Source organism: Anaerolactibacter massiliensis, from assembly GCF_900290205.1.
Taxonomy (GTDB): Bacteria; Bacillota_I; Bacilli_A; order Erysipelotrichales; family Erysipelotrichaceae; genus Bulleidia; species Bulleidia intestinalis.
Map to the genome: position 1 here is coordinate 506,660 of NZ_OLMH01000002.1, position 23,589 is coordinate 530,248.

The following is a 23,589-nucleotide window of genomic DNA, read 5'->3' on the forward strand; positions in this document are numbered from 1 at the left end:
ACAACTATTCGACAAAAGTAAGCAAAAATTGTTTTTGTTTTCCTGTATCCTGCTGCATATTTCTTGTACAGAAAATGGAAGAAAACATATATAGATAAGGTGCAAAAGTGAAGGAATGTAAGGTTACAATTGCTGTCCCTGTATATAATGGGCAAAATGTTATTGAAAGATGCGTAAATAGTATATTTGAACAATCGTATCAGAATATAGAGATTATAGTAGTAAATGATGGATCAGTTGATGATACTAAAAGAATTTTGGATGGCCTGAGGAAAAAGGATGCAAGATTATATGTTATTGATATAAATAATGGCGGAGTGTCTAATGCGCGTAATCAAGCAATAAAACAAGCTAGCGGTGACTTAATATGTTTTGTTGATGCTGATGATTATATATTGCCGTCTTATGTTCAGGGGTTTGTAGATAATTTTGAAGATAATGCACTTCTAGTAACTACATATCAAACAGTTACAGATATTTCCGCTGTGAGACAAAATGTATGTAAAGTGAGTAGAGAGATTTATTCACCAGAAGATGCCGAGGTGGAAATGTTTTATGGGTATAAGCTTGGCAATTATTGTTGGGACAAGTGTTATGATTTACGTTTCATTCGAGATAATAAAATTATGTTTGACACTTCACTGAAAATTGGAGAGGATACTGCCTTTGTTAATGAGTATGTTCGGAAGAGCAAAAAGGTCATATGGTTGGATCAAAAAAACTATGTTCACATCGTTAATGATCAGAGTGTGATGGAGAATTTATATCGTGACAATGCATGGAAGTCACTGTATGAATCAATCTGCGTTTCCAAAAGCATTCTGGAAACATCAAAATCCTCAAAAGCGAAAAAAGCGATTCTTGCAGCTGTAGTGCAAGCTGAAGAACACTTACTTAGAATAATGTGCGTGAAAAATGTTACGGGCGAAATCTATGATGGAGAGCTGAAGTCGTTTAAAAAGAACTACCTTAGTGTTGTTCTTGATCCTCGAATTGATGTAAGACAAAGAATTAAAGTTTTAATGATGGGGATAAATCCCTTTAGAAGGAAATTTTATGAAAGAATATATAGGGTTAAGTAAATGAATTATAAAGTTAGTGTTGTCGTTCCAGTTTACAATGTAGAAGAGTATTTACATAGTTGCATAGAGTCACTCTTTGGACAGTCTTATAAAAATATAGAAATAATACTAGTTGATGACGAGTCACCAGATAATTGTCCCCGCTTGTGCGACGAATATGCTGTTGCGCACGAGAATATAAAGGTTTTACATAAAAAGAATGGTGGTTTAGGATATGCAAGAAATTCTGGATTAGAAATCGCAACAGGTGATTTCGTGGAATTTCTTGACTCCGATGATTATATAGAAAACGATACCATAGAAAGAGCACTGCACAAAATAGTGAATGATAATGCAGATGTATGTTGTTTTTCCTGTAAGAAATTGGATGTTAACGGCAACATAACAGTTGAATCTGTTAGCTTTCCACCAATGCTTCGTGGAGAGAAGGTAAAAGACATTTTATTTCCTATCTATTTTGGAGGGTCACAGAGAAATGGAGGAAAGGAAAAATACCGGTTGGGATCGTCATGTATGGCTATTTATAGGCGATCGTTCTTAATTGATAATAATATTCGATTTGAATCTGAAAGAGATGTTCTAAGCGAGGATGTGCTTTTTAACATTAGCGTATGTCAGAAAGCATCTTGTATAACCTTCTTGAATGAAAACTTTTATGTGTATCGTGAAAATTTATCATCTTTAACGCACTCGTATCGTCCAGATCGTTTTGATAAAGCCTGTAACCTGTTTGAAAGAGAAAAACAAATTATTGCAGATCAAGGTGAAAGAAATGTAGAAGCCTTGCACAGAGCACAAGATTCATTAATTTCTAATTTGATCGTAAGCATTAAGCAGTGTGTGGGTTTTGCAAACATGAGTAGGAAAGAAAAACTAAAGGAAATAAGAAGAATGAGTAAGGGGGAACTTGCAAGAAATTTACAAGATTATCCATTCGATGAGCTTCCTTTAATGAAAAGAATATATATTAGACAGGTGCTTAAAGGAAGAACTACTTTGGTTTATTTTATGACAAAGATGAAATGTTAGGAATGTGGTGATTTTATGCGATTGAAAATTGACAAAAACAGCTTCTGGCTGTTTATTTTGATATTTTTATCATATTCCAATATAGAGTTGTTTTCTTATTTTGCAGGTGACGGTTTTATTGGAAAACTCAATTATTATGGTCCAATACTATCCTATGTATTAATAATTCTTTATTGTATGTCTCAACCACGAAAGCTGGGCGAAAATGTATTAAACTGTGGATTTAAATTAAGTATTATACCATATATTGCTGCGATATTATATACAGTGATCATTTTTTTGCTAAATGGCAATGGAATGGATTACTTTTCTAGACTGGTATCGACTGCTCTATATTACATGCTCGCAGTTGGAGCCATGTATGAAATGTTGCAACTCATGGGATGTCGAGTACTCGATTGTTATATCGATGTCACAATTTTTACTTATCTTCTCTCTGCCTTTACTGGAACAATAATTAGTCGTGGAAGAGGCCTATCGTTATATGTTAGGGAGACATTTTTAGGATATTATGTAGGAACTAATCCTTATAAAGGTTTTTTTGAAGTACATGAACTCCTATTCATTATGGGATTATTTATTATATTTCTCTTGTTTTTTAGGAAACAAAAAAATAAAAAGGACTATCGACGTTTGATCTGGTGTATTTTGTGCTTTATATTCGGATTTAAACGCATAGGATTTGCTGGAATTGTGGTTGTATTATTATTGCTTTTAATCATAAACAAACCATTAAAGGGAATTGCGGCTCCGCTTATACGAATTGAGACAATCTGTGCGATTGTAATCTGCTTCATATTTGTCTATATGATACTAGATGATAGCTTTATTGCACTTCTTCTGCAAAGGGGAATTGCAGATAATGGACGAAGTATTATTTATAGACATTTTCGCACAATTTGTAACTTTAGTGTTGGCTATCTAGGAAAAGGATACACTTTTGTGTCACGCTACATAGAGGGACTCGGATCGTCGGTATTAAATAACATGGCAAGTATACGAGGGCTGCATAGTGGAGTGTTTGAAAAATATGTAGAGTTGGGTTTTATTGGATCGCTATTGTGGCATTGGTGGTTTTTATATCATATTTCTTCTACCTACATAAAAAAATTTGGGAATAAGATGGCACTTTGCTATTTGATGTTAACTTCTTATTCTTACATCACATATTTGACCGACAATACGCATGGATATAGAAACTTTCAGATAGTCTTACTTATGATCCCAATAGCATACTTTATGCAGATTAATAGCAGATTAATAAAGGAAAAAACGGAGTGCTAATTGATGATTAAGGATAAAATAAAAAAACTTTTTTATGGGAGAAAATATAATTCAAAAACATATGTGAATAATTTGAAGGAACTGGGAATGCGAATAGGTGAGAGGGTCACAATCTACGTTCCATCAAAGACTACCATAGATGAAACTCGTCCCTGGATGATTGAAATTGGTGATGATGTTCAGATTACCGAAGGTGTGACAATTTTAACACACGGATATGATTGGAGTGTCCTTAAGGGCTTATACGGTGATGTTCTTGGCAGCTGTGGAAAAGTAAAAATTGGAAACAATGTTTTCATCGGTATGCATGCCACTATTTTAAAAGGTACCACCATTGGTAACAATTGTATCATAGGTGCATCGAGTTTCCTGAAGGGGGGGTGCTTTCCGGATAATTCAGTTATAGTGGGAAATCCTGCCAAAGTAGTTGGAACAGTGGAAGATTACTATGCGAAACGTAAAGCAGCTCAGCTTAAGGAAGCTAAAGAATGCGCGATTGAATATTATAAGACTTATAAAAAGCTTCCGCCCAAGGAAATCTTTTATGAGTTCTTTTGGCTATTTGAAAAGCGTAATGATGAGATAATCGAAAGATTTGATGAAATGATGGGATTAGTAGGTAATAAAAAATTATCATATCAGAAATTTAAAGAAGAGGCACCTATCTTTGATGGATATGATCAGTTCTTGGAATATTGTTTTGACGGGGAAGAAATATAGTGCGATTAATAACAGATATATTAAAAGCTGTGTTTTGTTATATAGTTAGCTTCTTTTACAGAAAGAAAAACCTCTGGTTAGTAATGGAAAGAGGCACAGACGCACGGGATAATGGCTATTGGTTTTTTAAATATCTTATAGATAACCATTCGGATCAGACAGCTATTTATGTTATTTCTAAAGATAGCCCTGATTTGGAAAAAGTAAAAAAATGTGGACCAGTTGTAGAATACAACAGCATCAAGCATGGAATATATTATTATGCAGCTAAATACCGAGTTGGAACACACCAGTCATTAGCTCGCCCAGAGTGGAGAGCAATTGTGGCATTACAAAAGAAAACTTTTGTTCGGGCGAGAGGTTACACAGCATTTTTACAGCATGGTATAACAAAAGACAATATCCCTGGATTGAAGTATCCGAACTTCATTACGGATCTGTTCATATGTGGTGCAAAACCTGAGTATGAATTTATTAACAGATCGTATGGATTTGAGGATGGAGTTGTTAGGTATACTGGACTGGCTAGATTTGATAATTTGACACGTAATGCGGATTTAAAGAAGAAACAAGTGTTGCTCATGCCAACTTGGAGAACATTTTTGCTTGGAAAGGAAAAATCTGAGTTTGAATCATCTCAGTATTTTAATAAATTACAAAGCTTATTAGATTCTGAAGAGTTACATAGACTTTTAGAATTAAATGATTATGATTTGATTTTTTATCCACATTATGAGATCCAGCGGTGGATTTCCTCTTTTACGTCAAAATCAAATAGGGTTAAGATTGCTAGCTTTAAAGATTATGATGTTCAAAAATTATTAATAGAGTCAGAAATATTAATTACCGATTATTCAAGTGTATTCTTTGATATGGCGTACATGAACCGAGAGACCATATTTTTCCAGTTTGATAAAGAAAAATATAGAGCAAGCCAGTATCAAGAAGGATATTTTAAGTATGAAGATAGCTTCGGGCCAGTCGTCGAATCAGTGGAAGAGGTTATAATTTGTTTAGGAGACTACTTTAAAAATGGAGTGGCTGAAAAGTATCAATCGAACATGAGCAAGTATTTTGTCTTTCATGATGAGAACAACAGCTATAGAATATTTCAGGCAATTACTGAGATAAAGAAGAGATGAGGATGAAGAAATCATTAAGGAAAAATGCTGTCTTAAGTGCGGGGCAAAAACTTCTATCAATTGTTTTTCCGCTAATCACATTTCCGTACATTTCTCGTGTGTTACGTGTTGAAGACATAGGAAAAATAAATTTTACGAATTCTATTGTTTCATATTTTGTATTGTTATCGAGTCTCGGTATTCTGAACTATGCAACAAGGGAAGGAGCTAGGATACGAGACAACAAAGAGAAATTCAACCAATTTTGCAAAGAAATTTTTACAATAAACATATTATCAACTTGCATAGCATATGCTGCTCTGATTGTAGCTTGTCTTGTGTCAAGCAAGATCAGAAGCTATGAGATTCTTATATTAATTCAATCATTTTCAATAATTGGCGGTACAATCGGAGTCAATTGGATCTATACGATCGAAGAAGACTACTTGTACATAACGATACGCACATTGATAGTTCAAGCAATTTCGGTAGTATTGATGCTGACAATGGTCAAAATTGAAGGTGATTATCTAATTTATGCGGCAATCTCAACGTTTGCTACAGTTGGTGCTAATATTTTTAATTTTTTTCACGCTAGAAAATACGTTAAGATCGGACTTACGACTAGATTAAATCTAAAAAAGCATTTGAAACCTATATTAATTATATTTGCATCTACAATTGCTGTGACAATTTATGTTGATTCCGATACTACATTGCTTGGCTTCTTGAATAGTGAATATTGTGTTGGTTTATATAGCCGCTCAAGTAAAATATATACTTTAATAAAGCAGATGGTTGCGTCCATGGTCGTTGTTGCATTGCCTAATTTATCAAATATTAGCGAATCAATACAAATTGAGGAATACATCAACAAAGCAAGGAAAATATTATATGATGTTTTGTTTTTAGCTATTCCTGTTGCGATTGGTTTGTGCTTAACATCTGAGGATGTTCTGCTTATCTTGGCAGGACAGAAGTATATTGAGGCAACTAGATCGTTACAAATTCTTGCAATTAGCTCTTTTTTTGCGGTAATGAGTTCCTTTGTAACATATTGCTGTCTACTTCCTTTAAGGTTTGAAAAATTGCAACTTATTGCAACGGTTACAGGTGCTGTGGTAAACGTATCATTGAATTTCTTGATTCTACCATCCTTAGCTCATACAGGGGCTGCAATAACGACATTATTCTCAGAAGCACTTGTATTTGTAATAGAAGTTGTTTATTTTTGCCGAAAGAGTCTATATAAGCCTATTTTTAAACTTGAAATGAAAAACATAGCGGCCCTTGTTAGCGGAGGCCTATGGATCGTGGCTGTATGTATGACAATTAAAAAAATAAATTTGCCTTTTCTTCCTTGTTTTGTAGTCAAAGTCGTAGTCAGTGCCATTGGATATGGCGTTGTTCTTTTGATGTTCAAATATCCTTCTGTGAAAATGTTATTAAAGCGAAAACGATAGTTGTATGAATTGTACCCTTGTCAAGGACACAAGAGATTTTAGTTGCCCCGTTTTTTAGACAGCTATGATCCTTGCTCCCTGTCCAATAGAAACAGGCATTTTCAGTACCCGTGTTATTGGACATTTGGTGGCTGAGAGTTCAGTACTCTGTTGAAGTTACTCCCGGGCTCTGCTCGGACCCGCCCTCGTCGGGGAGGCAGGAAAACAGCATTGGCTGCTTTCGCCACATAGGGTAATCCATGTCATTCCGTCAAGGGTAGTCCGGACGCTGACGCGTCCAGCGTGCTGTCCCTTGACTCCGTTCCCACTCGCAGTATTCATCAACAGTAAGTTTCAGCTCTTCACGTTCCTTGAATCTCTTCATCCAGATGGCGAGCTTCATCGCATTTTTATTCATATGCCCCCAAACATCCCATTTTCGTTTTAGGATCTTTGGTACATATTCACATAGATTTGGGATAATGTATCCGTACTGTTATGTAAAAGCCAATGTCAAGTGCTGGTTTCGTATAAGTCTCAATTTCTCCTTTGCTGTTAAAGGCATGAGGAAAGAGTCTCGGATTTTTAACAGTTCGCGGTATTTAGCCATTCTGTTATACGTGTATCAGGGACAAATGCTCTCCCACCCCACAGGCCAATGGTTTCGCCGCCAGCTCTGCTTTCTATAGTCGTGGATCACCAAGGAACAGTGCCATCATAAACGGGTCGCAGATAGCTGAACCGTCCAGTTCAAATCCGAGCTGCTCCTTCCTGATGCCTTCAAGCTAATTCTGATCTTCCTCTTTGTTTTTAGGTCATTCAATGATTTCTTGATCTGCAGTGCTCAGCGCAGATCTTGCCTGCCTGACAATCGATAGAATCATTTTAAGCAAGAACAGTATGAATATTGCCTGTCATCATTCCCCATATAAAGCATGCCAGCTCGCGTGCTGCGGCTACCGTTGCTTTGTTGTGGTTCTTTCGATTGTGCAGTACAAGGCACATGTATCTCTTCCGGAGTCGTTCATTTGCTTTATCCGCATATGCAATGACTTCAGGCGTAGTGCCTTCCTGCCGCTTTTTCAGTGCTTCACTTTTGCCAGATGATGCCCTTGAGAAAGATTGTGCACATTCGACAAGTAGTTTTCTCAAAAAGGTGTTTCCCTGCTTTGTTATTCCCGTTTGGTTCTGATCGCCGCTGCTGAGTTCTCCTGCAACCAGGCCCAGGAATGCCGCAAAGTTCTTTGCTTTAACGAATCTGGTGAAATCTCCGATTTCTACAATCACAGCCAGTGCAGTCAGCACTTTCACTGACTTGAGGCAGATGAGCTTGTGTACTGCTTCCCGGTATTTATCAGTCTCAGCAATTTCTTCAATGCGTTTGTTCATCTGATCAATGCGATCAGAAACTGTTTCATATGACAGCAGGTAAGAATCCAGCGTTTCCTTGTTAACTCCCTCCAGAGGAAGTTCCTTAAGCCATTTCAGGTGCTTCTTTGTCCAGTAATTCTTACCATCCGTAAATTTATATCCGTGCCTGGTAGTAAAGGCACAGATCTGCTGTTTGATCACTTTGAGCTGCTTCTTGTGATCCTGCTGCATACGGATGAAATCACGTACTGATTCATCTTCTTCATCAGGGGTATAGACTTCACTGTATTCATGATTCTTCAGTGACCTGGCAATCGCTTCGGCATCCCGCTTGTCAGTCTTCTTCCTGCGGCGTCTGTTGATTTCTGTTCCGGTAATAGAAGCAGGGGCAAGGATCTTTGCGGTAAGACCATTCTTCTCAAGATCACGTTTCAGCTTAAATCCAAGGCAGCCAGCTTCATATCCGACAATGATCTCTGTATCATTTCCAATCTTTTTCCTGATTCCCTTGCAGTAGTTTACGATGTTGGAAACAGAAGGAGAATAGGTAGGTATTCGGGTTCACTGGTGCTGCTGATCCTTCCAAATAAGTCGAGAGCATGTAGTTTGCAGTGTGCGCATCAATTCCCACGTATGCTATCATGTAAAGCTTCCTTTCTTGGATGAGGCAACTTCCCCATCTCTTTATTGAGCCAATAACAAGTATGCGGGATGATCCTCGAACACACAAGTTAATGGAGGGCTTTTACATCTTTTACATATTGTCTATTTATTAGTAAGTGTCAATAGGTCTGCAACTTGTTAGGAGAAGCTGAAGACCCTATCCTAAGGAAAGGCATAAGGAGATGGGTCATGTCAAAAGAAGTTCATACTCACGAATGGTGGCTGCCGTATCTGGATGAATATCATCGCAGCGGAAAAACAATCTCAGATTTCTGCAGGGAGAATGGATTGAATTATGATGCATTCTACTGGCAGCTTCGGCGGGAGAAGACGGTCAGCTGTGACAGCAGCTTAGCAGATATCGATATTCTTCCTGTCACCGTAATTGATCATTCTCAGAAATCCATCAGGATTGAGATCAATGGGATTCAAGTCTGCGGAAGTGCAGCTGATATTCGTCAGCTGCTGGGTATCGGTCAATGAAGCTGGTGAGAGATGGCGCAAAGCTTTATTTCATTACAGGAACTGTGGATATGCGGATGGGAATTGATGGGTATATTGCCGTCGTGCAGAACAGACTGCATATGGACGTATTTGATAATACTGTATTCCTGTTCTGCAACAGAGATCATAGTAAGCTGAAGATGCTGTACTGGGATTCCACCGGGTTCTGGCTATTCTATAAACGTCTTGAAAAAGGAAACCATTTCAAATGGATCCGGGATGAAGAAAATCATACTGCCCTGATCAATGAAGAGCAGTATGGGTGGCTGATGCAGGGGTTGAAAATAGATCAGAAAAGAGGCTCTTCATGATCCGGGGTGGGTAAACTATCCCGGATCATGAAGAGCCAAAGAAGATCTGGTTCAGATGGTGATCGGATTACTGAACAATCAGAAAGAAATGGCTAAGAATCTTGAGATTCTGACGCAGCAGATAGCCATCATGAATCAGCGCACTTACGGCAGAAAAACAGAATCAGTCTCTGCTCTTCAGATGTCTTTTGACTTTGGATTTAACGAACCGGAAGCCATTGCGGACCCGGCTCAGAGTGATCCTTCTCTCGAAGAAGCAGCACCTGCCAGAAGAAAGAAGAAGACACAGCCGAAAGACAACATCACAAAGGTCACGAACTACGAAACTGTAAATCTTGAACTGCCCAAAGAAGAACTTGATCGAATTTTCGGCGTAGATAACTATAAGCGTCTTCCCGATAAAATCATTCAGAAGCTGGAACATCATCCTGCTTCTTTTAAAGCAATCGTTTACCATCAGGCAGTCTATGCCATCAAAGATCAGACCAAAACAGAAGGCCGGGATCCGGAAAGCACAGCTTCTATTGTCTGTGCTCCCAGACCTCTGGAACTATGGCCGAATAGTATTGCGACTCCATCTTTGGTCGCATCGATCATGATGGGCAAGTATGTAAATGCAGTTCCGCTTTATCGTCAGGAACAGGTTTATGAGGAGAACGAAGTCTTCATTTCACGTACGACAATGGCGAACTGGATGATAAAGTCCGCAGATCTGTATCTGAAGCCATACTTCAATGTTCTGCATGATACTCTGATCAAACAGCACCTGCTTCACGCAGATGAAACTCCCTGCCAGGTAATCAAAGACGGCAGACCGGCAGGATCCAAGAGCTATATGTGGTGCTATCGCTCCTCACCGGAGAGCCTGGATCCTCAGATCGTCCTCTATGACTATCAGAAGACCAGAAAAGCTGATCATCCGGAAAACTTCCTGAATGGCTTCAGCGGAATATGCGTTACGGATGGCTACCAGGCATATCATATGCTGGCTCGGAAATATCCGGACCACTTTAAAGTTGCCGGCTGCTGGGTTCATTATTCCAGTTCTCGAATAAGGTTCATCTGAAACGAAAATTCTCAGAACCGGTGAAAGCAGCAGGATCCGGATCACCTCCGCCGCTCGCTGAAGAAGCTGTGAAGCGGATCTCTCAAATCTTCCATGAGGATAAGAAACTGAAGGATCTTCCTCTAGAGGAACAACTGACAAAGAGAAAGGAACTCATTGAACCGCTGGTGAATTCCTTCTTTGAGTGGGTTCGTGAAAAACAGAGGTTTGTTGCGCCGGAGTCCGCAACAGGCAAAGGATTCACTTATGCATTGAATCAGGAAGAATTCCTGAGAACTTTTCTGACGGATCCGAGCGTACCGCTCAATAACTCAGCTGCCTTATGCCCAGCTTCTATTTATCATTAGTTTCCTTGCAGAAGCCCAGTTTTACTGATTTTTATAAGAAAAATGTAGGCATAATCTTTCTTAGCGCAGTCCGAAATTCCTGGCAATTTCCTCTTCATCTTTCAAGTCCCAGATTGGCTCCTGCTCCATTTCGTAACCACAGAAGCTATGATCCATTGCCTTCTTCATCATCTCTACAGAGGGCTTTGCGTAGATTTTCGTGGTTTCTAAGGCTGAATGGCCAAGCAATCGTGAAATCAATTCAAGATCGACACCGTTTTGATACAGTTCTGTTGCACGGGTTCTGCGAAACATATGAGGATGGACTCTTTGAGGAAGATCAGGATGCTCCGGTCTGATCTTCTCTGCATACTTTTTGATGAATCGCTGTACATTCTGAGGAGACATCCGGTTGACTCTCCGGTGAATGACAGTATAGAACAGCAGGTCTGTAGGTGGTGAACCCTCATTATGGTAATGCTGGTAATACCGATTTAGGTGATTAACCGTCTTATCTGTAATAGGAACAATGCGTTCTTTATCTCCCTTGCCGTGAATCCGGATATATGGATCTTTTCGGGATAGGTTCACATCGCTTTTTCTCAGATCGAGAAGTTCACTCAGACGAATTGCGCTGTCATACAGAATTACCATGATCGTGGTATCCCGGATCAGAATTTTCCTGGAATTCCCTGGAGCAGCGAGTAAAGCGGCCATGCATTCGCTGCTGATCACGTCGCGGACGACTTCACTTTCCCGAAGAAACGGGAGATGCGATACTGCCAGCGCAACAGGCAGGACCTTGACGTCACAGTCTGAGGCATACCATAGATATGCATGCAATGCTGACAGCCTATGGTTGCAGGTTGTTTTGGCATAGCCGCGGTTCTGCAGATATTCCATGTAGTCCAGAACAAGCTCGTTAGTACAGTCGCTGAATGTAAAAGTAAGCATAGATTTCTTTTTCTCATTAGTGATAAAGCGCCGGAAAGAAGTGAGACCGTCGCGATAGGATTCAATCGTATTTTCACTTCGCCTTAGCTGCTGTGCCTCATACTTATCCAGGAAGTCACGCGTTTTCGAGAAGAATAGTGTACTGAAATCTTTCTTATTCATCAGTAATTACCTCCGGAATTACAGCAGAAGAAACCTTGTCCTTGCTACGGATTATCTTGATTGAGTCTTCAACAGCGTGATAGTAATAGTGCGTGTTTAGAACGCCGGCATGTCCCAGGTAATTGCTGAGAAATGGCATCATTGCATTTAAATCGACGCCCTGTTCCATCCACAGATTCATGCGCTTAGTCACGAAATAATGCCGAAAACTATGAACGGTAGGCTTTTTATCGCAGAGCTTGGAAGCTGCAGTCTGAGTCCAGATCTCATTGAACTTGCGGCATACTGAATGTTTTATGATGTGTTTGCTGGTATCTTTACTAGGATAGAACCAATCCGACTGAATCCCTTGTTCTGATGTCATCCAGAGCCAGTAGGATTGACAGAGCTCGGTCAGGTCATCCGCCATGTAGACAAGACGGTCTTTGTCTCCCTTTGAATGAATGATCGTGATAATTCCTTTTTCAAGATCTATGTTGCTGCGGCGCAATTCACATGCTTCGGAATTGCGAAGACCACAGCAGCAGATCATCCTGAACATGACGCGATACTCAGAATACATGCGGATGTGATCAGGATCATTATTTCTGCATCTTCCACCATCAAGAACACTGAAGAATTCCTGAATATCGCTGTCACTCATCAGGTATTGCATTACCTTAGGAAGATGGCAGATGTGATGAGGGATATAACATTCCGTTTCAAGGATGTTCATATAGATCGAAAAGGCCCGGAATATTGTCTCGCGTTTGTGCCTGCCGGATTTGCCTTCAGCAGAAGATGCTCCTTTTTCAATCCATGCTTCAAAGAGCTGCCTCGTGATGACTGGCTCGCTGATGTGATGTTCAACACAGAATCCATCGAAGCGTTTCAGGTAATAATCACAATCGTCATATGAATAGCCCTGTGCTCTTTTCTGTGTAATAAATTCATTGATATACGGCGCAAAGACACTGGCGCATTGATAGTGCTTATCCATAAAATGCACCTTCTTTTGGCCAGAAAATTCCAAGCTGGTTCAGCGAAATGGCACATTGTCTGGTACGCTGCTCATCGAGGTGCAGGTATTTGAATACAGTATCTTCTGAACGATGTCCCAGAGAATCTGAAATAACTGCAGCTTTTGTTTGGCCTCTCAGAAGAGCAGTCGCAAATGTCCTTCGTGTGATATGAAAACCTTTGTTTTCACCAATGAATCGTTCCAGTGCTTTCTGACAAACGCAGCGGCCGACCTTATCGTAAGGACTTCTGAAAGGAATAAAGAGATTCTCACTGCTGCTTTGTGGTCTTATCTGCAGATATCTGTAGATTGCATTGCCTACATGTACCGGCATGGGGAGCACTGCAGAGACTCCAGTCTTCATCTGAGTAAAACTGATTTGCTGTTTTTTCCAATCGATATCTGCTATCTTCAGCGACACGATGTCCGAAGACCGTATACCCATTCCAAGTCCAAGACATGAAATCGCATAATCCCGGCGTTCCATAGGAGTGAAGGCTTCCTGATCGACTTTCCAGAAATTCTCAACTGCTTCTTCTGGGAGAGTATCAATAATTCTGGTTTTCGGGGCATGAATGGAAGAAATCGCAGTATGCAGCCACTGGTTGCTGATGATGCCTTTATCTTCGAGATAGCAGATGAAGTTTCTGATTCGGCTGTTATAAGCAGCTTTCCCTTCTGCGGTTTCATGTTTATCCTGTGCATTGAAGCCAATTAGGATCTCTGGCGTAAGCTGATCAAACCCGGTTATTCCAACTTTATCGAAATATAGACAAAATCTGCTGATTGAACTCCGATACATCTCAATGGTAGATTGGGCACGGTTTTCTCTCTGTAGAACGGCTAGAAAGTCTTCCCATTCGACTCTGCACCATGCAGGTATGGTATCAATCATCTTTACTGGCTTAGGTGAAGTAGTCTGGCACGGAATGATCTCGCCGGTATCCGCAAAATGAAGAAATTGATACAATGCACGCCGCATTGATTTCCAGGATTTTCCAGACAATGGTTTTGCGTGTTCAAACCAGAGTTCCGCAATTTCTTTAGTGAGGGCAAGATCGTTTTTCTCTAGAAAAATCAACAGCAGAACTACGCTGCGATAATAATAATTGTATACAGATTTTGAGTACCGATTCTTCTTGAGCGCACTTTGAAAAGAAGAGGCAGTTTCCCAGAGAGAATGGTCCGCAGGTCGCATGGAATCCGCTGGACTGAAATATGTGTCCAATACAATCTGATTACGCGTGAGACTAGTCATTGCTTCTGCGTGCCCGTGCAGGCATTTACCGCGCTCAGCGAAGCACTCCAGCATCATACGTGCGGCACTTTCCTTTGACGCACGTGTGCACCTGGATTTGGAATTATTCTGACTCTGGTATAGGAGAATTAAATCAAATGTAACCTGGCGGATAGTCGTCACACCATGATTCTGCAGGAAAAGAATAAAATCCGAACATTTTCCCTGAAGAGATTTTACGTATGACGCACGTTTTCCTTCAGAAAGACAATGCGAAACAAACTCGTCTACTTCCTGTTTCAATACAGAAGTAAGCTGATCATACGGGCAGATCTGGAAACCGACATGCTGATCACGGATGCTGCCAGTTTCATAGACATCTATCAGCTGAACAAGGGCATGCTTAAGCTGCCGCTGTTTTGATGGTATTAATTCCCCGCTGTGTTCTTCAAAGCAAGCATTCAGTGCCTCTGGTGTGCATGAGGCACCAGAGGATATCAGCCATTCCTTAATCCTCTTATAGCTGTTCTGATGCTCATAGATTGCAGTGCTGCCATAGTGATTCGATGTAAGGAACTGCATCACTGTGTTTACGCACTCGTCGTACTTCTTCATAATGGTGTACCTCCTTCTATTGGTACTTTCATTATGCAGAACTGTATTATGTTATCCACATCATTGGAGCTACAGCGCAGCCATCTATGCGGAAATTAATAAATCATGGGCATAAGAAAAAGCTGGGCATAAGGAAAATTATGTTAATGTAGGTATAAGCTGCCGAACGCGCAATCCGCCCGTTTACAACCGGAAGAAAGAACTGGATGTTCTTTGATACGATCAAAGGTGCGGAAGCCAGTGCAGCTGTTTACAGTATCGTAGAAACAGGAAAGGCTAACCATCTGAATCTTTATGCCTATCTGGATTACCTCCTTACAGAGCTTCCGAAGTATATTCACGAAGATAAAGTAGATGATCTCCCTGAAGAGTTCTTTCCGTGGTCAGATAAATTTCCTGTGCAGTTACGAAAAGACGGTCTGAAAGCTTAGAGTCAAGACCCTGCTGTTACCGTACCGTTTATTTATCGTTTACCTGCAGACCAACGACGAGGAACTAGCTTCGCAGGTATATGTAGATTACAAAAGACCGCTGGTCAATTGAGACATATAATAACTACATCAAGAACGATGCAGACTTCAATGCGCTGAAGATACAGGATTATGATGCGCAGAAAGGTTTCGACTTCATTATCCTGGTAACTGGCCTGATTCATTCCAGCTTGAATGGAGCGGTGTTGTGTCTTTGAATAAAACCAGCATTTCAGCATTTGATATTCTGCTGAAAGCAAGGCACATGCGGATGGTAAAAGACAAGAAGGAGTGGAAGCTTCATAACACAAGAACCAAGGATATTGAACTATTCCAGGCAGTGGGGTTCACACCGTCCGAAACCTATGTCCCGCTAATGAGAAAAGCGGGATAAAATCATTGCCATATGTACAGAAAAGGCAATCATTGTGGTTAAGAGTAGTAATGTGCCCTATGAAATAGAAGTTTATGGTCATAGCATGGAGGTCAGTAGATATGCCGTATAAGAATGAAATTGATCATCAATAAAAAATGTGAAATGGTATTTCTAATATTATGATGAAGACGATCATTGAGATAAAAAGGATACTGATTGGTCATTTAAGAATAGAGTTAAATTGCTTAAGTGGTAATATAAGATCATAACTTGCTGGATCTGACCATGTGTAGTTATTTAGAGTAAATAATATGACAAAAATTTATAAGAATTATAAATCGACTAATATAATAACTTTGTATCTCGGAGATTGTCAGAGGCTACTCAAACATATTGATGATGACAGTATTGATTTAATTATTACTTCACCGCCTTATTGTATGGGAAAAGCATATGAAAATCCTCATGACGATTTAAAAACATTTAGAGAGCAGCATCAGAAAATATTCGATGATATTTATAGAATAGTAAAACCTGGTGGAAGTATTTGCTGGCAAGTAGGTTATCATGTATCAGGATCATGTGTAGTTCCACTGGATTTTATAATATATGAACTTTTTACTGAGTTGAGCAAGGACAAAGAATACCCTCTTGTTTTAAGAAACCGAATTATTTGGACGTTTGGACATGGTCTGAATAGTACTAAGCGTTTTAGTGGTAGACATGAAACAATATTATGGTTTACAAAGGGGAAAGAAGAAAAATTTAATTTAGACGCGGTACGTGTACCTCAAAAATACCCTGGGAAAAAATCATACTCAGGTCCCAATAAAGGCAAGCTTAGTGGAAATCCGTTAGGAAAAAATCCATCTGATGTATGGGACATTCCTAACGTTAATGCTCATCATGTAGAAAAGACAATTCACCCTTGCCAATTTCCTATAGCAATTCCTGAACGTTTAATTAAAGCGTTAACAAACGAGGGTGATACGGTGTTAGATCCTTTTATGGGGGTTGGCTCCACCGGTGTTGCGGCAATATTAAATCATAGACGATTCATTGGTGCTGAAATACAAAAGGATTATTATGAAATAGCAAACAACCGTGTCAATGATGCTCTGAAGGGGAAAGCAAAGGTTAGAGATGATAAGCCACCGGCTAAACCTAACAAAAATGCTGCCGTTGCGCGACTCCCAGAAGAATTCAAACAGGCAAGAACAAAAGTGGATAATTATTATGGCAACACGGAAGACGAAGAATAAAAAGGAAATAGAACAAGAATCAAAGCATAGAGCTCATAACAAGCGGATTTATAAAGTATTCCATGGGATGGACTTTTCTTATATCTCTACCGGCCATCATGAAATGCATATCGGTTCTAGGCGAATCGAAATCGATTCTATGTATGTGTATGAAAATTTGTGGTTGCTCATTGAAGATGATGTAAAAGAAAAAAGTGATAAGGATCATGTTCGCGTCAAAGAAGAGGCTTATCAAGAAATTAAAAATAATAAAAGTGAATTTAGAAAAAAACTAATAGAACTGTTTCCTGATAAGGTTTGCCTAAGAAATTATTCTTTAGAAAGATTGAAGTTATTTTACATTTATATACCATTAAATGGAATTGAACTTAGTGAAGAAGAGAAGTCAAGATATTCGGATATAGTATTCATGCAGCCCGATGATCTTGAATACTTTAAGTGTATGGTGGATTGCATACATTTTTCTGCAATTACAGAAATGTTCCGTTATCTTAACGTTAAAAAATCTGATATAGGAAATTTGAGTTCATCAAATGAAAGTTCGATAATAAATGCCCCGATCATAATACCGAAAGAAATGACAGGATTAGATAATGAAGTTCGTGTGGTTTCTTTTATGATGTGTGCTGAGGATTTGTTGGATACATGTTATGTGCTTCGAAAAGATAATTGGCAGGAATCAATGTGGCTTTACCAAAGATTATTGATCAAAAGTAAGTTACAAAATATTCGTAGTTTTTTGCGTGATAATGGCTCGGCCTTTTATAATAATGTGATTGTCGCATTGCCTAACAGCGTTAGGTTTATTGATGAAAGTGGAGATTATCACAAGGTAAACGAAATTAACACTATAGATGGGCACTATCGTTTATCGATGCCAAAAGAATACAACAGTATTTGCATTATAGATGGTCAGCATAGAATTTTTGCACATTATAAAAGTGGAGAAAGAAACAAAGAAGAAGAGGATATTGAAAAACTTAGAAGGCAACTTCACATTTTAGTTACAGGGCTTATCTTTCCAGAAGGAATGAGTGAATCAGAAAAAGCTAAAATAGAATCTAAAATTTTTCTTGATATCAATTCAAATGCAAAGCTTGTATCACAAAATGTGTTATTGCAGATAAAGCGTATTAATAATCCTCTTGCAGATGAAAGTCTCGCACAGTATGTTATTGAAAAAATGAATGACAACGGCCCATTTAAAGGCTTATTACAGATTTCTTCATTACATGAAAGCAAGATAAAAACGGCTTCTATAGTCAGATTTGCTTTAAAATATATTGTTAAAATAGATGATAATTCTGATGGAACTTTATATCATTATTGGGGCGGCAGTAGGGAGGAGCTACTTCATGGTAGAAATTCTGTAATAAATGAATATATTTCTTATTGTGTCGGTGTTCTAAATCAATATTTTTCAGCAATTAAAAGCAGATTTCGTGATGAATGGAATGACGAGAATTCAAAACTTCTTTCTGTGATTTCAATAAATGGATTTTTGCTTGCTTTTCAATCACAATTACATCAAAATGGTGTAAAATCGTTTGAGTTCTATAAGGATAAATTCAAAGATTGGAATTGTGATTTTAGCAAAGAGGATTTTCCTTATACTTCTAGCCAATATAGAAAATTTTCTAAAAAAATTCTCCAAGAAGTATTTGAAGTTGAAGATTAATAGAGGCATTACTAAAAGTGTTATTATATATAATTTAAGAGCCTTCGGGACCCGGCTAGGTAATTTGAGAAAATCTCCTTTTTCACAGTGTTGGTAAATCTGAGCCTAGAACCGCTTAGTCATGCGGTTCTCTGGAATAGTAATCTCGATATCTGAGCGTTTCTGGGATATTATAGTGAGCTCACCAGCAGCATTTTGACCTTTTCCAGCGGCTCTGCGGGCTGATTCATCAGAAATGCAAACAGATCCAGATATCCCTGCAGTTCATCGTGTTCAAACCCGGAATGTGATCTCAGGAAAGCTTTCAGCAGAGCACATGCATGGTTCACTTCTCTGAGAGGATTGCCCTTATCGTCAAGTCTGATCAGATCTCGTTAATAATATTTCTGTTCTTTAAGGTTCAGATCTGATGCCAGAATTGAATGTGAACGCTCACTGTCATGGATCAGTACGGAACCTTCCTGAATATGCTGGCTGAAGGCATTCCAGGTACTCTCTTTTTTAGGCTTTTCTTGATGGTTTTCGTAGATTGCAATTGTCTGTGTGCCATCAGTTCCAATTGCGATACACATCTTGTTTCTGGATATGCCTCTGTATTGTTTGTGGATCAAGCCTTCATGGAGGATTATTAATTTAATGAGTCTCTAAAATTGCTTTGAGACTGTAGTCTCAATTGTTGATATATCAGTCTCAAAGTCGTGAGGGGATGACTTTCTAAGCAGGAGCCTATGAAATGAATATTGCATTGATACTGGCTGGTGGACAGGGCACTCGGGCAAAGGCAGCTGTTCCGAAGCAATTTGTGGAGATCAAAGGAAAGCCTATGATCGTCTATACTTTGGAGAAATTCCAGAATTGCAGGTCAATTGATTGGATATGTATCGTCTGTTCTTCAGAGTGGAATGCTTTTCTTCTGAAAGCAAAAGAATCTTATTCGCTTGATAAGCTGGACCTTTTCGCAGAAGCCGGATCTAATGGACTGGAATCTGCCTGGAAGGGGATCTGTTCTCTGAAGAATTATCCGGATAGTGATCTGGTCATGATCCATGATGCAGTCCGACCATTTGTCGATGAAGAGACTATTCTGGATTCCATCCGGGTTGCAGAGGAACATGGATGTGCACTCTCTGCTATCCCCTGTGTAGAGACTCTGGTCAGGGCCGGAGAAGACCTTTCCTGTTCTGAAGAAATGGTTCCACGAGATAAGCTGTTCCGGATTCTGACTCCTCAGACATTCCAGCTAGGAATTCTTAGGAATCTGTTCCATGACTTCAATCCTGAACTCGGAAATACATATCCTTCTGTTTTTGCGTATTATATGGCTGGAGGAAATCCTGTTTATCTTTCTAAGGGATGCGAACGCAATATCAAGATTACTTATCCAGAGGACATTGAATATTTCAGAAAGCTGTTTGAATAAGATGACAAAGAAAATTATGATGCTGGGAGGAAATATCTTCCAGGAAACTGCGGTACTTGCCGCAAAGAAGCTCGGATACCATGTGATCGATGTGGACTATCTTCCGGATAACCCAGCCCATCAGTATGCGGACGAATACTATAACATCAGCACGATTGATAAAGAGAAGGTGCTGGAAAAGGCGAGAGAGCTCAAGATTGATGGAATCGTCAGCTATGCTTCTGATGTTTCTGCACCAACGGCTGCTTATGTAGCAGAGGCGCTGGGATTGCCGACAAATCCATATCACAGCGTGATGATCATGACTCATAAAGACCAGTTTCGTTCATTTATGCGGAAACAAGGTCTGCCGATGCCGGCAGGAAGCAGTTTCTATGATTATTCAGAAGCCGAAGCCTTTGCCAGAACGCTGAAACTGCCGATCATGGTAAAACCGGTAGATTCTTCCGGTTCCAAAGGAGTCACGAAGGTGACAGACCTGGATCAGCTGAAGGCAGCCTGGAATGAAGCACTTTCTTATTCGATCTCTCATCATGTGATTATTGAAGAATTCATTGAAAAGAAAGGCTATCAGATTGATGGCGATATCTTTGTAAGAGACGGAAAGATTATTTTCTGGGGCATCTGTGACCAGCACAATGATCTTGCGGTCTCTCGTTATGCTCCTGTCGGTTCTTCTTTTCCTTCAATTCAAAGCAGAAAAGTGCAGAAACGGGCAGAGGAGATTGTTCAGTCTATCCTTTCCGGCCTTCATATGACCATGGGAGCGTATAACGTGGAATACATCATCGGCAAGAATGATGAAGTATATATTCTTGAGATCGGACCGAGAAATGGAGGCAATCTGATTCCGGATACCGTATGTGCGGCAACCGGGGTTGATATGGCAATGTATACGGTCAGACAGGCAGTAGGAGATGATATCTCTGATCTGAAGCAGGTTCCTGCTTCTGCCTGCTGTTCGTCCTATATTCTGCACAGCAGGGAAGAGGGAATTTTCCAGTCAATAGATTTTGATGAGGAAGTGCAGAAGCGGATCGTAAAGTGCTTTGTCACTGCTAAACCTGGGGACCAGGTATATTCATTCCGGAATGGGAAATTCGGAATCGGGGCTATGGTTCTCTGCTTCAGCAATACGGATGAGATGTGTGAGATGATTGATCACATGGATCAGCATATTCATGTGAATCTGGAAAAGGAAACACGAAGATGAAGACAGTCCTTCTGGTATTCGGAACCAGACCAGAGGCCATCAAAATGTGCCCGGTCGTCAATGAGCTCAGAAAACGCAGTTCGATTCGTACGGTAGTCTGCGTCAGCGGCCAGCATCGTGAAATGCTGAAGCAGGTTCTTGAGGTCTTTCATGTGAAGCCGGATTATGATCTTTCCATCATGAAAGAGAATCAGACCCTGTTTGATATCACCGATGCGATTCTTCTGAATATCCGGAAGGTTCTGGAAGAAGTAAAACCGGATGTTGTTCTGGTACATGGAGATACGACTACCACATTCACGACTGCCCTTGCCTGCTATTATCTCCAGATTCCGGTCGGGCATGTGGAAGCTGGACTCAGAACCTATAACATCTATTCTCCTTTCCCGGAAGAGTTCAACCGCCAGGCAGTATCGATTATCAGCCGGTATAACTTTGCCCCGACCGAACTATCAAGACAGAATCTCATCAAGGAGGGGAGAGATCCTTCTCATATCTGGGTTACCGGAAATACGGCAATCGATGCCCTGAAAACAACTATCCGGAAAGATTATGAGCACCCGGAACTGAAATGGGCGAAAGGAAGCAGGCTGATTCTGATTACTGCACATCGCAGGGAAAATCTCGGCGAACCGATGCATCATATGTTCCGGGCGATCAGAAGAGTCATGGATGAACATCCGGATATCAAAGCAATCTATCCCATTCACCTAAATCCCAAAGTAAGGCAGGCGGCTGCAGACATCTTCGGAGACCAGGCAGAAGGCGGCAGAGAAGAACGTATTCATCTGATTGAACCGCTTGATGTCCTGGACTTTCATAATTTCATGGAACACGCGTATCTGATTCTCACAGACTCCGGGGGTATTCAGGAAGAAGCACCAAGCCTTGGCAAACCAGTACTGGTCATGCGCGATACCACGGAGAGACCGGAGGGAATCAAAGCTGGAACCTTAAAACTTGTAGGAACAGAAGAAGAAACTATTTACCAGGAATTCAGCAGGCTTCTGAATGATTCATCAGAATATGAGAAGATGAGCAAGGCTGCAAATCCGTATGGAGACGGTCATGCCTCCGAGCGGATTGCGGACATTCTGGAATCCTCTTTCCTGCAGAAGGAGTAGCGTACGTGCTATTCCTTTTTCTTCAGCTTAAAAATTGAATTGTCACGGATAATATTTTATAGATGGGCGAATTTTGCTATATTGAACCTGGAGGTCAGAATATGGCAGAGCGAGGACGAAAGAAGGTTAACCCGGATTACAACCCTGTTAAGGCAAGAAATGAGATGGCAGAAGCTGCAGCACAGATTTATCTGCACCCGGAAGCTGATATGGAAACAGATCGAAACGGGAAGGCTTCCATGAAAGCCATGAAGGAATACTTCGGGCTTACCATGACGAAAATCCGCAAACTGCTGGTGACTGCCGGTGTTTACTCCTTTGAAAAAGACGGGAAAGACATGGTTCAGGAAGTACAGAAACTGAAGGCAGAAGGATTACCTGCAAAAGAGATCGGCAAGAAGCTTTCCTGCAGCATCGGTACCATCAATTCCTTTCTTCCATATGAATCCGGGATTTACCATGCAGATTTCACAGCAGATGGATACGACTTTGCCAATGTTTCAGCAGAAGCACGGAGAAAGCGGAATCAGCGGAAGCGGGAAAAGATGAATCATACTGCTCTGATCAAGAAAAAGGAGAAAGAGGTAAACCAGATGATTTATCGCAGAACCTACATGGATCGCTGCAATGATGCGAGAAGAGAAGAAATCAGAAAACACCAGGCGCAATCTGATCAGTGGCTAAGGGAACATGGTTTTTCCAGAAAGATGAGCTTCATGGAAATTGAAGCAAAACTAGAGAAAGAGATGAAAGCAGGAACGGTCAGCATTGATACTTTTCCCTGGTTTGCAGACTCTTACCGAGAAGAACTGAAGAAGAATGGTGGGCTTCCGCTCGGCTCTATGAGTATGATCATTTTTGAAGCAGCCCATGGATATTACAATGATGAACCGGAAGAAAGATCTGATCAGAATATCAGCACCTTAGGAATAAAGTTCAGCTCTTTCCGTTATCTGCATGGCAAGCCGATCGGCGATTATCTGTTTCTTCCTGAAAAAGGAACCATGTATGTGAGACAAGACGATCACACGATAATGCCAGCTGACGAGAACATGTGCGGAGTCATGGATGAGTATCATATTCCTCATATGTTTCTCGTGTCTTGCTCTGATTTCGGCAGTTTCAGACATTATGAGATGGAAGAAATCTATCGCTGCCT

The 23,589-nt window shown here is 40.2% G+C and carries 21 protein-coding genes; 16 read left to right on the forward strand and 5 right to left on the reverse strand.

Features of this window, described 5'->3' with window-relative positions:
* The first annotated feature begins 107 nt into the window (after window positions 1-107).
* From C7E00_RS06005 to C7E00_RS06030, 6 genes are read left to right on the forward strand one after another with little or no spacing between them, the layout of a single operon-like run.
* A complete protein-coding gene (locus tag C7E00_RS06005; RefSeq protein ID WP_105303429.1) occupies window positions 108-1,082 on the forward strand; it encodes a glycosyltransferase family 2 protein in 975 nt (324 codons plus the stop codon).
* Window positions 1,083-2,111, forward strand: coding sequence for a glycosyltransferase family 2 protein (locus C7E00_RS06010; protein WP_105303430.1), 1,029 nt, complete (start codon window positions 1,083-1,085; stop codon window positions 2,109-2,111).
* Window positions 2,112-2,126: 15 nt separating this feature from the next.
* A complete protein-coding gene (locus C7E00_RS06015; protein WP_105303431.1) occupies window positions 2,127-3,395 on the forward strand; it encodes a hypothetical protein in 1,269 nt (422 codons plus the stop codon).
* A 3-nt stretch (window positions 3,396-3,398) separates the two neighbouring features.
* On the forward strand, window positions 3,399-4,115 hold the full coding sequence (locus C7E00_RS06020) for an acyltransferase (RefSeq protein ID WP_105303432.1): 717 nt from the start codon (window positions 3,399-3,401) through the stop codon (window positions 4,113-4,115).
* Window positions 4,115-5,257: a CDP-glycerol glycerophosphotransferase family protein gene (locus C7E00_RS06025; protein ID WP_105303433.1), complete on the forward strand. Its 1,143-nt coding sequence runs from the start codon at window positions 4,115-4,117 to the stop codon at window positions 5,255-5,257. The genes C7E00_RS06020 and C7E00_RS06025 overlap by 1 nt, the downstream gene beginning before the upstream one ends.
* 2 nt (window positions 5,258-5,259) lie before the next feature.
* Window positions 5,260-6,699: a flippase gene (locus tag C7E00_RS06030; RefSeq protein WP_167836486.1), complete on the forward strand. Its 1,440-nt coding sequence runs from the start codon at window positions 5,260-5,262 to the stop codon at window positions 6,697-6,699.
* A 250-nt stretch (window positions 6,700-6,949) separates the two neighbouring features.
* On the opposite strand, the gene C7E00_RS16175 is transcribed toward C7E00_RS06030, so the two are convergent.
* Together C7E00_RS16175 and C7E00_RS06035 are read right to left on the reverse strand one after the other, a co-directional pair.
* The gene (locus C7E00_RS16175) at window positions 6,950-7,096 is read right to left on the reverse strand and encodes a hypothetical protein (protein WP_167836487.1); all 147 of its coding nucleotides are present in this window, start codon (window positions 7,094-7,096) and stop codon (window positions 6,950-6,952) included.
* A gap of 467 nt (window positions 7,097-7,563) precedes the next feature.
* Window positions 7,564-8,604 (reverse strand): IS110 family RNA-guided transposase, encoded by a 1,041-nt coding sequence (locus C7E00_RS06035; RefSeq protein WP_105303435.1) that lies wholly within the window; start codon window positions 8,602-8,604, stop codon window positions 7,564-7,566.
* A 297-nt stretch (window positions 8,605-8,901) separates the two neighbouring features.
* Between C7E00_RS06035 and tnpA the strand changes: the two genes are divergently transcribed.
* The 4 genes from tnpA to C7E00_RS16780 are packed head-to-tail and all read left to right on the forward strand — an operon-like array spanning window position 8,902 to window position 10,940.
* Window positions 8,902-9,195 carry an IS66 family insertion sequence element accessory protein TnpA gene (gene tnpA, locus C7E00_RS06040; RefSeq protein ID WP_105303436.1) on the forward strand — a complete coding sequence of 98 codons (294 nt, stop codon included), beginning with the start codon at window positions 8,902-8,904 and terminating at the stop codon, window positions 9,193-9,195.
* Entirely contained in the window at window positions 9,192-9,527 is a 336-nt protein-coding gene (gene tnpB / locus C7E00_RS06045) for an IS66 family insertion sequence element accessory protein TnpB (RefSeq protein ID WP_105303437.1), read from the forward strand. The genes tnpA and tnpB overlap by 4 nt, the downstream gene beginning before the upstream one ends.
* A gap of 55 nt (window positions 9,528-9,582) precedes the next feature.
* Window positions 9,583-10,593 (forward strand): IS66 family transposase, encoded by a 1,011-nt coding sequence (gene tnpC, locus C7E00_RS06050; protein ID WP_105303438.1) that lies wholly within the window; start codon window positions 9,583-9,585, stop codon window positions 10,591-10,593.
* 20 nt (window positions 10,594-10,613) lie between these two features.
* Window positions 10,614-10,940, forward strand: coding sequence for an IS66 family transposase (locus C7E00_RS16780; RefSeq protein WP_167836488.1), 327 nt, complete (start codon window positions 10,614-10,616; stop codon window positions 10,938-10,940).
* 60 nt (window positions 10,941-11,000) lie between these two features.
* Here the strand turns inward: C7E00_RS16780 and C7E00_RS06060 are convergent, their stop codons facing one another.
* From C7E00_RS06060 to C7E00_RS06070, 3 genes are read right to left on the reverse strand one after another with little or no spacing between them, the layout of a single operon-like run.
* Window positions 11,001-12,035 (reverse strand): tyrosine-type recombinase/integrase, encoded by a 1,035-nt coding sequence (locus C7E00_RS06060; RefSeq protein ID WP_105303440.1) that lies wholly within the window; start codon window positions 12,033-12,035, stop codon window positions 11,001-11,003.
* Complete coding sequence (locus C7E00_RS06065) at window positions 12,028-13,014, reverse strand: tyrosine-type recombinase/integrase (RefSeq protein WP_105303441.1); 987 nt, start codon at window positions 13,012-13,014, stop codon at window positions 12,028-12,030. The genes C7E00_RS06060 and C7E00_RS06065 overlap by 8 nt, the downstream gene beginning before the upstream one ends.
* Window positions 13,007-14,887 carry a tyrosine-type recombinase/integrase gene (locus C7E00_RS06070; protein WP_105303442.1) on the reverse strand — a complete coding sequence of 627 codons (1,881 nt, stop codon included), beginning with the start codon at window positions 14,885-14,887 and terminating at the stop codon, window positions 13,007-13,009. Before C7E00_RS06070 ends, C7E00_RS06065 begins: the two co-directional genes overlap by 8 nt.
* Window positions 14,888-15,093: 206 nt before the next feature.
* On the opposite strand from C7E00_RS06070, the gene C7E00_RS16340 reads away from it, so the two are divergent.
* The 6 genes from C7E00_RS16340 to wecB all read left to right on the forward strand — a co-directional run bounded on the left by C7E00_RS16340 (window position 15,094) and on the right by wecB (window position 22,430).
* Window positions 15,094-15,318, forward strand: a complete 225-nt coding sequence (locus C7E00_RS16340) for a transposase domain-containing protein (protein WP_420808595.1) — start codon at window positions 15,094-15,096, stop codon at window positions 15,316-15,318.
* 726 nt (window positions 15,319-16,044) lie between these two features.
* Window positions 16,045-16,995 (forward strand): DNA-methyltransferase, encoded by a 951-nt coding sequence (locus tag C7E00_RS06080; RefSeq protein ID WP_105303443.1) that lies wholly within the window; start codon window positions 16,045-16,047, stop codon window positions 16,993-16,995.
* On the forward strand, window positions 16,970-18,673 hold the full coding sequence (locus C7E00_RS06085; RefSeq protein WP_167836489.1) for a DGQHR domain-containing protein: 1,704 nt from the start codon (window positions 16,970-16,972) through the stop codon (window positions 18,671-18,673). The genes C7E00_RS06080 and C7E00_RS06085 overlap by 26 nt, the downstream gene beginning before the upstream one ends.
* Window positions 18,674-19,406: 733 nt before the next feature.
* Window positions 19,407-20,093, forward strand: a complete 687-nt coding sequence (locus C7E00_RS06095) for an IspD/TarI family cytidylyltransferase (protein WP_105303446.1) — start codon at window positions 19,407-19,409, stop codon at window positions 20,091-20,093.
* A 1-nt stretch (window position 20,094) separates the two neighbouring features.
* Window positions 20,095-21,306, forward strand: coding sequence for an ATP-binding protein (locus C7E00_RS06100; RefSeq protein ID WP_105303447.1), 1,212 nt, complete (start codon window positions 20,095-20,097; stop codon window positions 21,304-21,306).
* A complete protein-coding gene (gene wecB, locus C7E00_RS06105; RefSeq protein WP_105303448.1) occupies window positions 21,303-22,430 on the forward strand; it encodes a non-hydrolyzing UDP-N-acetylglucosamine 2-epimerase in 1,128 nt (375 codons plus the stop codon). Before C7E00_RS06100 ends, wecB begins: the two co-directional genes overlap by 4 nt.
* Window positions 22,431-23,589: the final 1,159 nt, after the last annotated feature.